This window comes from Belliella buryatensis (assembly GCF_900188245.1).
Taxonomy (GTDB): domain Bacteria; phylum Bacteroidota; class Bacteroidia; order Cytophagales; family Cyclobacteriaceae; genus Belliella; species Belliella buryatensis.
On record NZ_FZOK01000028.1, the window covers coordinates 1 to 9,171 of the forward strand.

The following is a 9,171-nucleotide window of genomic DNA, read 5'->3' on the forward strand; positions in this document are numbered from 1 at the left end:
CGATGTAAGTCCACTATTCCTGACCAAAAAAATTACTTAACTCCGGGGGGTCACTTTGCAGCGCTGATAGGGGGTCACTTTGACCGCTATATGCAAAATACTGAAGGATCTTCAGACACACTCCTTACAGTTAAAACTCTATCTAAAAATCCCAATCTTACACCACTAAAACCACTTCCATTGTTAATTAAATAAATAAAAAATAACATCCCAACAAAAAATAAATATTTCAGTCTTTTCATCAATACTTGTGATCATTATATAGAAATAGCCTTGAGACTTACCAGAAAACAAACTCAACTTCTTCTGTTATAAACTAGCCGAAATAAATATCAATAAAAAAAATAATCAATTACTACTGATGTATTTTAAAGTAAATTAAAAGCAGTTTTCACATACCTAATCTATTTATCAATAGGCCGATATCACTTAAACGCTTACCTTCAATCAAATACATTTGATCATGATAAACTTTTAACTCAAAAATTTCTGATAGGCTTTTGAACTTCGTACTAAGTAAAAAGATGTAGCTACTTTTTATAAAGTCAAGCTTTATCAGTTGCCTGAAGTCATTTAGGCCAAACTCGAACTCTTGATCAAAATCACAAATGACTAGATCAATTGTCAAATCAGGTATAGAGATAAAAAGTGCACCGCAACGATCCAAAGAGAAAACACGGCAATTTCTTAATTCAAAGTATTCTACCAAATTATTTTTATAGCTCTCGTAAGCTTCAATAATCAAGACATTTATCATATTTAAAACAAATTTATAAACACAATACAATATCATGTACATAAAAATTAATATGAAATAAAATTATGTAATTTAAGAAACTACACAATTTTCCCAACTTCTACTTTTCAATAATATGGTAATAAATAAACCGTTTATCATCTTCTGATCGCATTCTGTTAATAAGTTTAAAACCACTCGTTATCAATGTCTTATTATTGATTTCATTAATCAACTTTGCTCTCGTAACTCTTAATACATCTTGATTTTTTATATTCTGAATACCTAGATAAAAATCTAATTCTTCCTTTTCAAGTAACTGACCAGATCTTTGGAATAGCTTTTTGATTATTTCGTCGGTTTCATCAATGATATGTCTATTTATTTTCCTCCCCCAAATTATTCTTTGTTTAAAATAACTCCTTACTAAAATAAAAACTACAAAAAAAAGAGTCATTAATGCAATCGTTTTAATTGAAATAACATCCCTTATCTTATTTTGATTTAAAGAATCTTTAAACTGAAGCAAACCCACAAAAGATCCCTTTTTAAAAATTTCCTCCATATTTATTTTGTGAGTTTGAAGATTTGGGGACTGATAAATCATTTCATTGCTTATCACCTGGATGAACGGAGATGCTGTAAAATGAATATTACTCGCTTCGTAATATCTTATCTCATTTGATGTTTTATTTAAGATATACCAACCATTACCTTTGAAACCTCCATTTGAATTAAATAAGAAATAATCTTTAAAATCAAGTGATGCTGTTATCTCAAAATCATATCCGTTTGATTTAAAATCAGCATTAAGATCTAAATTAAAAAAAGACCAGCTTTTATTTTCCCAATTCATATACATCCCAGAAAAGAGGTCGTCATCATTATTTCCCTTCTCTAAAAACACCAAGATCTTATCTTTATATAAGGTTATATGCTTACTCCCAAAATCTTGGGGTTGATTATCTGCATCTAACTTTTCCCATAATCCAAAATTTTCATCAAAAAAGAGTAAGTCCACATGCTTTCTCCAAAAACCATAGGAACCAATACTGTAACATTTTTGGTCTTTAAAGAAAAATAGTCCCGAACAATTCATCCCAAACTCGTCAAAGAGATATATATTTCTCCAAATTCCTTCATCCCAAATCCATTTATCAAATGAACAATCTCTGAAGGCTGCGATATGCTTATCAGTTCTCCTTAATATGAAAGTTTGACTTGGTATTGTCTCAAAATTAGTTGTAAGAGATAATAGCTGTGCTTCGGTAAAGTCAGCTTCTAAAAATTCAAAACTCTTGATATCTTTGATTCTATTTAAATAAATTTTCAGATACCTAAAGTCACTTGCCTGCAATAAATTATAATTTAACAGCAGAAAGTTGATTAAAATAATGCAAATGATGAATTGTCTCTTACAGGTCATCTCATTTAGTTTGGAAAGTATCCTTAAAATTACAACAAAAGAAAAGTTAAATTTATACCATTAATATAAAAATATTACAAATAATATCGTTAAAAAATCATAATTATCTAATATTTAATACGTTAAATTTTAGAATAAGAATTTTTACTTTTTAATTTGATTAATTTTAAAGATAAATAGATCACTAAAAAAATCAGAAAATCCATTCATTAAACTAGGATTCTCAATTAAGATGATTTTTGTATGCTCTAGGGAATTAATTATAAGGGCACTGTCATGGTACAAAAGACCTATTGGCTTTGTGCTTGATTCAAGGTAACCTAGATTTAAATTAACTTCTCTAAAAGTTTTTCCATAATCGTATTTACAATCAATTATCAAACTGGGTTTATTTTCAATACTAAAAATAAATAAAGTTTGGATTCGCTTGAAGTTATTGTAATAATACTTTGACATTGTAACTTCCTTATCATTTAATTCAAAAAATGCTGATAAGACTGGAGAATTACTTTTTTCAACGGATTCCCAATCAACAATCGTGTGTTTTATAATTGCCATAAACTCTCTACCTGTAGTCGATGTGCTTTTTGAAGAGATTAAATTCAGCTTTTCAATATTAGAGAAAAAAAAGTCACGACGTCAAAAGCTGGCTCTTTAAAATGTCTATCAAAAATCACAGATGTATTGCCATACTTTCTTTCTTCTCTTACTTTACTTCTGAATAAAAATCTCAAGTAATCACAAACTATAATTGAATTTAATTTCACGAAACAAAACTCACTTTTTATAATCATTAAATAAAATTCACAAAAAGTTTTTGGTTTACAAAACTATGCAACTTCAAATAAATGTCTTTTTATATACTTAATAAATCTGATCACATACTTTATGGATGATCCTCTAAGAATAATATATAAGTTTATTTTGAAAGCAAAACACTTTCATTAATGGTTAATAATGTTCCAAAAGAGGCATACTTTGTATATCTTTTTTTATTCATAGGTGTCCCGAACCAATTTAACACACATCATATACATTTTTAGTCATTTAATTAACTAATTAAAATTTCTATAGATTAAGACTCTTATATTTTCATCAAATGATAGTAATCTATTTTACATACAACGAATTTGTAGTTTAGGATCAGGGCGGGGTATTTTTACCTCGCTTTGTTTTTTCCTACTTAATGTCCAATCATTATCCCAAAAGAATAGCTAATTTTTACCCTAATAAATCTTTTTTACAGTTCTTTATCTCTTTATTTTGTTTCATTTACCTTTTTGAAAATAGTGCTTTAAATCCCATTATCTTTTAAAAAAAAATGGATATGCTCAATGTAAATTTCCAAAGTTTAGAGTTAGCCAATCAGGTAACCATTCAAAATATAGATAATCAGCCATTTCCTTCCAACATTGAAGAAAACTCTCTTCTAGTCAAAGGAAATCTTTACTATTATAAGATAGGTCAACAAAACTTATCTGATGGTAAGGTGATGGAGTCATGGTTAAGTTATGTTCTCTATGCTGGACTTCTAAAATTCAGATTTAAAAAAACCAGGTACAAGATTAATCTGGGTCTAAGCTTAAGAGAATATTATCAAAATATCCGAAACTATATTGCTATCAAACGACAAAAAAAACTTAGCTTGTTTGATGGTAGCAAGGAAATATCTAAAACACTAGATATTGTTGCATTTACTATATCACCAAATATTTATGCACAGGCCATAGCGTGTACTAAAATCACAAGTCATCAAAGCTTTATAGTCCTTAAATTTGGAATAGAAGATTTTGAGGGGATTTATTACAATCCAGAACTTACCAAAGAAAAACAATCTTATATCCTTGGAGACGGGTTGGGGGATCATTGTATTTCTTTGAATTATGATGGCCCAAACCAAAAGAAAGGCATTCAAGAGATGCAAAAAGAGTTGACACAAGATGCTAAAATAAAGAAATGCATCAAACAGTATTTTAGTAATCAAATTGATAGAAAAATTTCTAAGCTAACATCAAAAAATAAAAAGACACCAATAATTATTATTTTTGAAGGTAATATTTCAGAGTATATCGGTGAGTTTATTGCTTCACTTATTAAACCAAATGAGGTCATTTTAAAACTATCAAAACCCAACACGCTAGCTAGTGAAGGTTTATATGCGCTCGATGAATTCGAAACATATGATGCTTTCAATGAAAAGGTAGGAGTATCGATCGGAACAGATAAAACCACCTTTACAAGCAGAAAAAATAACCTTTTGATTAGTTAATTTGTAAGGAAGGGGATAAAGGTAAAATTATTTGAACCCTAGTCCCCTCTCCTTCTTTTGAGTCAATCTTTATATCTCCTTTGAGCAATACTACAAATTCTTTCACTATACTAAGCCCTAGTCCTGTACCTTTAATTCCTGTCGTATTTTTAGCTCTATAAAAAGAATTAAATAAGCCAGCTTTATCTGATTCTGGAATACCAATGCCGTAATCAATGACTTCAATTACAAGCGTATCTTCTTGGTTTTTAACCAAAACCTCAGGCTCTTTTTCACCCTTGGAATACTTCAAAGCATTTGAGATTACATTTTGTAGCACATGATGGATAAGATTATTATCAGATATTATCTCATTTGAATCTAAATCTATTACCAGTTTTGGAACTCTAGTATCCCCACTAATATTGACCCCATTAATTAAATCATGTAGCATTACTTCTATGTCAACCTTCTCAAATGCTGGCTCAATTTTTCCTTGAATAGATTTTTCAAGCATCAATATGCTATCTAAAGTTTTCTCTAATCGCTCTATTTGGTTGAGTATACTGTTAGTATGCTTATCTAAATTAGTATTAGAAGTGTCAAGGATCCTAGCTAAATTCATCTGAATTAACTCTACGCTTGTAGTAATGGTGGCCAAAGGAGTTCTAAACTCATGAGAGGCCATAGAGATAAACCTAGATTTCAATTTATTTAATTCTTGTTCACGATTAAGGTTTTCCTCCATAAGAAGCATTCCTTTTTTAATTTCAGTTATATCTTGGACTGTTCCATATAGCTTGTAATCATTAGAACCTAAAAATTCCACACTCCCTATCAACCTAACCCACAGTCTATTCCCTTTATAACTGATCAATTCTATTTCAATATCAAAAGGAACTCTATTTTGAACTGAGTCATTAAAAACATTAATCAAATATTGAATTGATTCTTCAGATTTGAAAAACTTCGTCCAAGAAATACCATTTAACTCAGCTGAAGAAGATCCAAGTTCTAATATTTCAAATACTTTTGATGAAATCACAGGCATTTCATTTTTCAAGAAACTTTGATAAGTAATTTCCCAGGTACCTATTTTAGCAATCTCGTTACTTTTTTCAAGGATGATTTGATAAAAGTCATTCAATCTTTGTAGCCTCTTGTAATCAGATCTATCTAGGATTAAACACGCATAAAATTTTTGACTATCTATGTACGTTTGAGAACAGCTTACACTAATTTCTTTTTCAGTACCTTCCTTTGTCCTTACCGTAAATTCGTTTAACAAAGACTTTTCGAGATCCTTTGGTGTCAAATCGCTAGATTCACAAATAAATTCTTTAAAGAAGCTTTTTCCCGTGAAATCATCAGCCCCCATTCCAAAAAGTTTTTGAGAAGCTTTATTCAATCTTAAAATAATACCATTTTCATCAATTAAAATGATCGCTGACTTAGCATTATCATATATGGCGTTGATAGCAGCAGAATTTCTTTTATTTCTGAAAAATTGGTAAATTATTATAATTAAAAAAATGGCTAAAATAAGAGATAACAGTACCAAAATTCTAATTGTATTTATATTAGATTTTGCTAGTTCCTGTTGTAACTCATTGGCTTGAACTTTAGCGATAAAATCCTTCTCTAGCTCCCTGCTTTTCAAAAGGTCCAAATACAATCCAGCCTTATTTTCTCTATTTAATTTGTTCAAATTTTTCAGGACACTCAGATAATTGCTATAACGTTCATCTACTTTGATTAAATCCCCTATACTTTTATAGTAAGAAATAATTTCTTCATAAATATCTTCGGCAAAATAATTCAATTGATAGATATCAAGAAGTTCTATTCCCTGCTCAAAAAAATTTAGCATGGAGGTAAAGTCCTTTTTTTCTTTGTAGATCAAACCCAAATGATAGAAGGCACTCATTGTAGCATACTTTTGCGCATCTTCCATTAATATCTCGTACATCTCTTTTACTTCAGTAAAATAAGACTGGGCAGAGAAAATATCTCCTTTCTTCAAAGCGATCTCACCCAAATAACTCAAGCATGAAGATTTTAGCTGAAGATTTTCTAAGTCCTCAGCTAACAAATTTGCATCAAGAAACAGGTCTTCTGCTTGATTTATATCGTTTAATAAATAATAAGCTTGAGCAAGGTTATGAGTAGAAATCAATTTTCTTTCAGGATTATTTTCCTTAGAAAAATATTGGTATGCATTCAAATGGTATTCAAATGCAACCGAGTCTAATTTCAGTCGACTAAAAGTATGACCTAAAGAGATATTACAGTTTGCAATTCCTTCTGGATCATTTAGCTCCTCAAATATATTTAATGCCTTGTTGATAAATTCAATAGACTCTGCGAAAGCAAATTGAGCGGAATATACAGATGATAAATTCCTAAATGCAAAAGCTTGGCCTCTACCATAATCATATTGCAAGGCTAACTCTAAAGCTTCATTTGCATAAAGTAAAGCTTTCGAATTATTTACAAAAGAATACTTTCTACTGAGGTCATTTAAACTATCTATCCTGATATATGCAGTTTCACTATTTAGAACTTGAGTAGCATGCAGTTTACTTGAATTTGCTAAGGTTAAAATGGAGACTATTACAAAAAGAAACAGCTCTATTTTGATTATAAAATATTTTAATTCAAGCGACTTACTCATAATTTTACACGGTTAGTAGTTTAAAAAACATCATCAATAATACGGAAATAAATACAATCGTTACTTTTTTATTGCGTTTGATTATTTACACATATACACTTTAATTACATTTAAACACAAATAGTTTTAAAATAAACCTAATAAGATTCTTTAAGTAAATAAAGTGTATAAAAAAGAAGTGTGTAAACCAGTAAAATAGCCAAATAAATTTATTTTAATGAAATGAAATCTCAAAGTATTTAAACATTTTTGCATTTAAATACTTATTTTGATGGACACATGAGGGGGTTTATGATGAGAAAAAAGATCGTTTTAGTGGAAGATGAAGAGATTTTGAGGCAAAACTTAGAAGAAATCCTAAAGTTCAATGACTTCGATGTTTATTCTTTTGAAGATGGATTAAGCGCACTTGAACAGATTGAAATGATAAAGCCAGATATTATTATTTCAGATTTGATGATGCCAGGAATCGACGGATATGAATTACTGAGTAAAGTAAAATCTAAATCCACTACGATGCATATCCCCTTTATACTACTATCAGCAAGAGTAGAAAAATCTGAACGGGATCGATGCTATGCCCTTGGAGCCAATCAGTATTTAATCAAACCATTGAAAACATTTGACCTGATCAAAAACATTCAATCTTTACTTCAGTATTAAATTTTTTCTTCTGCCTGAACTCCAACTAAATTTTTGAGTATTTTATAGTAACCTCTCCTAATTGGAATAGTAATATCTTTTATGTGTAAAATTTTACCATTGAACATATCTATGGCATGTTTATTTACCAAATAGGATTTATGGACCCTTAAAAAAATAGAAGCTGGAAGACGCGCTTCCACATCCTTGAGTATATCCCTGATGATAAATGCCTTTTTGACTGTATAAATCCTGGTATAAAGTCCATCAGCTTGTGCGTAGAGAATCTCAGATGCTGGTATCAATGAAATAAATCCTTTATCTCTAATTTGAATAGTCACATCATCTTTTCTAATTGCTACTTCGGTATTCGTCCTTTTTTGATAGTTTGATAGTGCTAATAATAGTGTAGTCTTCAAACTTTCTTTTGAGAAAGGCTTCAACAAATAGCCATCTGGGGACACATCAATTACCCTTTTGATGATATCATTCTCTGAGTATGCAGTGATAAACACCGTAGGTATATCTGCTTTTTTCTTAATCTCAGATGCAAGTGTGATACCATCCATATCACCATTGATCATGATATCTAATACCAACAAGTCTACTTTATTAAGTTTAATAAACTCCAGCGCTCCTAAGGCATTGTCAAAAACAGCAGAAACATAAAACCCCAAAGAACCTAGAAGTTCTCTAAGATTAAGTGCCAACTCTGTCTCATCCTCCACCAAAACAACATTATTTACTACCATAACAATCGAATTAAAATTATTGATGTCATGAAATAACTAAATAAAAAGATGTTTAAAAAAAAATTGATACCTAGTGATAAAAAACGTAAATTAAAAACATATTAATAAATGAAAGATTAGTAAAATTAAATATTCATCCACAAAACTAATAACTCTGTATTTTATTTACTAAAACAAACAATTGAATTTATTATACACCGATTATCAATATTATTGTGAATAAAAAATAATTTAATGAATATATTAGTTGTTGATGATGATATGATCATCAGAATGGTTCTAAGTAAATACTTTAAAGGTAAAAACTTTGATGTGACAATTAGTGAAAATGGAGAAGATGCGTATAATCAGTTTTTAGATTCACAAGATACTTTTGACATAATCATCACAGATATCATGATGCCCATAATGAATGGAATAGAATTAGCAAAGAAAATAAAAGAAAAACAACCTAACCTACCTATAATCGCCATAACTGCTGGGGATTTGGATCAAATCAAAGGTTTTGAACAATTTTTCGAGGAAATTTTCAACAAACCAATAGAATTAGCAAAGCTACATCAAGTAGTGATACAATTGAATCCAAACGGAACTATTCAGTATCCGTCCGATAAACCCCATATTTTCTGATTACTGTTTGGGTTGTAATCTTGCGTCATGAAAAAGATTAGCAACGACGAATATTACAAGCTG

The 9,171-nt window shown here is 29.7% G+C and carries 9 protein-coding genes; 4 read left to right on the forward strand and 5 right to left on the reverse strand.

Features of this window, described 5'->3' with window-relative positions; all coding sequences use genetic code 11:
- A partial coding sequence (locus CHB66_RS17170; RefSeq protein ID WP_212668474.1) for a hypothetical protein occupies positions 1-195 on the forward strand: 195 nt, incomplete at its 5' end.
- A 196-nt stretch (positions 196-391) separates the two neighbouring features.
- Here CHB66_RS17170 and CHB66_RS16520 read toward each other — a convergent pair.
- From CHB66_RS16520 to CHB66_RS16530, 3 genes are all read right to left on the reverse strand, one after another.
- On the reverse strand, positions 392-757 hold the full coding sequence (locus CHB66_RS16520) for a hypothetical protein (protein ID WP_089242519.1): 366 nt from the start codon (positions 755-757) through the stop codon (positions 392-394).
- A gap of 100 nt (positions 758-857) precedes the next feature.
- Positions 858-2,162 (reverse strand): hypothetical protein, encoded by a 1,305-nt coding sequence (locus CHB66_RS16525; RefSeq protein WP_089242520.1) that lies wholly within the window; start codon positions 2,160-2,162, stop codon positions 858-860.
- A 144-nt stretch (positions 2,163-2,306) separates the two neighbouring features.
- Complete coding sequence (locus CHB66_RS16530; RefSeq protein ID WP_089242521.1) at positions 2,307-2,720, reverse strand: hypothetical protein; 414 nt, start codon at positions 2,718-2,720, stop codon at positions 2,307-2,309.
- Positions 2,721-3,483: 763 nt separating this feature from the next.
- Between CHB66_RS16530 and CHB66_RS16540 the strand changes: the two genes are divergently transcribed.
- Positions 3,484-4,431, forward strand: coding sequence for a hypothetical protein (locus CHB66_RS16540; RefSeq protein ID WP_089242523.1), 948 nt, complete (start codon positions 3,484-3,486; stop codon positions 4,429-4,431).
- Here CHB66_RS16540 and CHB66_RS16545 read toward each other — a convergent pair.
- Complete coding sequence (locus CHB66_RS16545) at positions 4,424-7,084, reverse strand: sensor histidine kinase (protein WP_089242524.1); 2,661 nt, start codon at positions 7,082-7,084, stop codon at positions 4,424-4,426. The two genes, CHB66_RS16540 and CHB66_RS16545, sit on opposite strands and share 8 nt — an antisense overlap.
- A 291-nt stretch (positions 7,085-7,375) precedes the next feature.
- Here CHB66_RS16545 and CHB66_RS16550 point away from each other — a divergent pair, with 291 nt between their 5' ends.
- Positions 7,376-7,747: a response regulator gene (locus CHB66_RS16550; RefSeq protein ID WP_170932526.1), complete on the forward strand. Its 372-nt coding sequence runs from the start codon at positions 7,376-7,378 to the stop codon at positions 7,745-7,747.
- Here the strand turns inward: CHB66_RS16550 and CHB66_RS16555 are convergent.
- Positions 7,744-8,478 (reverse strand): LytR/AlgR family response regulator transcription factor, encoded by a 735-nt coding sequence (locus CHB66_RS16555; protein WP_089242526.1) that lies wholly within the window; start codon positions 8,476-8,478, stop codon positions 7,744-7,746. The genes CHB66_RS16550 and CHB66_RS16555 overlap by 4 nt on opposite strands.
- Before the next feature lie 234 nt (positions 8,479-8,712).
- Here CHB66_RS16555 and CHB66_RS16560 point away from each other — a divergent pair, with 234 nt between their 5' ends.
- Positions 8,713-9,108, forward strand: a complete 396-nt coding sequence (locus CHB66_RS16560; RefSeq protein WP_089242527.1) for a response regulator — start codon at positions 8,713-8,715, stop codon at positions 9,106-9,108.
- The last annotated feature ends 63 nt before the right edge of the window (positions 9,109-9,171 follow it).

Bases quoted from the DNA above. Each gene is read 5' to 3' on its own strand.
- CHB66_RS16520 (WP_089242519.1), bottom strand. From the start codon at position 757: ATGATAAATGTCTTGATTATTGAAGCTTACGAGAGCTATAAAAATAAT.
- CHB66_RS16525 (WP_089242520.1), bottom strand. From the start codon at position 2,162: ATGACCTGTAAGAGACAATTCATCATTTGCATTATTTTAATCAACTTT.
- CHB66_RS16530 (WP_089242521.1), bottom strand. From the start codon at position 2,720: ATGGCAATTATAAAACACACGATTGTTGATTGGGAATCCGTTGAAAAA.
- CHB66_RS16540 (WP_089242523.1), top strand. From the start codon at position 3,484: ATGGATATGCTCAATGTAAATTTCCAAAGTTTAGAGTTAGCCAATCAG.
- CHB66_RS16545 (WP_089242524.1), bottom strand. From the start codon at position 7,084: ATGAGTAAGTCGCTTGAATTAAAATATTTTATAATCAAAATAGAGCTG.
- CHB66_RS16550 (WP_170932526.1), top strand. From the start codon at position 7,376: ATGATGAGAAAAAAGATCGTTTTAGTGGAAGATGAAGAGATTTTGAGG.
- CHB66_RS16555 (WP_089242526.1), bottom strand. From the start codon at position 8,478: ATGGTAGTAAATAATGTTGTTTTGGTGGAGGATGAGACAGAGTTGGCA.
- CHB66_RS16560 (WP_089242527.1), top strand. From the start codon at position 8,713: ATGAATATATTAGTTGTTGATGATGATATGATCATCAGAATGGTTCTA.